General features: G+C 40.2%; 1 protein-coding gene. It reads left to right on the top strand.

Going from position 1 to position 1,137, the window contains the following annotated elements; translation table 11 throughout:
- Nucleotides 1-427: 427 nt before the first annotated feature.
- A partial coding sequence (locus NWQ57_RS20635; protein ID WP_306024074.1) for a flagellin occupies nucleotides 428-1,137 on the top strand: 710 nt, incomplete at its 3' end.

Raw genomic sequence — 1,137 nt, 5'->3', positions numbered from 1 at the left:
ATTCATCTCTAACCCTGCCAGTCGGACAGAAACTTATTATCGTGCTTACTAGCATTTCACAACGTAGTTTTTACTTGAAAGTTTAAACGCGTCCTATTTTAGAATGCAAAAAGTAAAAGCAGTATGTATGCCAATTTTTCAGTCATTGTAAATAAAATTGGCCTCACGTTATCTCTTTAGCAGTTTTTCGTATTTTGAAATTAATTGTAAAAAAGTGAAAATAAAATTAAAGATTCTCTAGAGGTGGTCGATACCTATAGTTGAGGGGCATTCCGAGTGATTGCTTTTAGTTTTCAGTAAGGTAGAGGTACCAAACTGATTTGAGTGAGGCAGTGTTAGATAGGGAGGCCTATTTAACGTTGAAATTGAGGCAAACTTATCGTGTTGAGTCATTAACAATTAACGATGAGTTTTCAGGAGGTAATTTATGGGCTTATATGTAAACACTAACGTATCGTCGTTGAATGCTCAGCGTCAGTTGTTCAATTCTGGGCAGGCACTCAGCACGTCGTTTGAAAGATTGTCATCAGGTTTTCGTATTAACCGTGCAGCGGATGATGCCGCAGGTTTGCAAATTTCTGATCGTTTAACGACTCAGGTACAGGGCTTAAATCAAGCGGTACGAAATGCGAATGATGCAATATCATTAACTCAAACAGCTGAAGGTGCACTAGGAGAGGTAACTACCTCATTGCAGCGCATTAGAACGCTAGCGGTACAATCACAAAACGGTATCAACAGCTCTGCTGATCGTCTTGCGTTACAAAAAGAAGTGTCTGCCTTAAAACAAGAAATTTCACGTATTTCGACAGATACACAGTTTGCTGACACGGATTTATTGAAAGGAACTTTTTCTGCGTCATTCCTGGTTGGTGCTAATGCAAATCAAACTATCAGTATTAACTTGTCAAGATCAGGCGGTTACGGTACTTCGGGTCTTAGTCTAAGTGATGCAACTGTTGCGACAGCTGGTGGTGCTTCGGCTGCATTAACCTCTATCGATGCGGCAATATCGACTATCGGTGGTGTTAGGGCTGATTTAGGTGCACTTCAGAACCGTTTTCAGTCTACTATTCGTAACTTGAGTAATATTTCTGAGAATATTTCAGCAGCGCGTTCGCAAATCCGTGATACTGA

Source organism: Paraglaciecola sp. (genome assembly GCF_030730205.1).
Lineage (GTDB): Bacteria > Pseudomonadota > Gammaproteobacteria > Enterobacterales > Alteromonadaceae > Paraglaciecola.
This window is presented reverse-complemented; position numbering and strand designations above follow the sequence as displayed.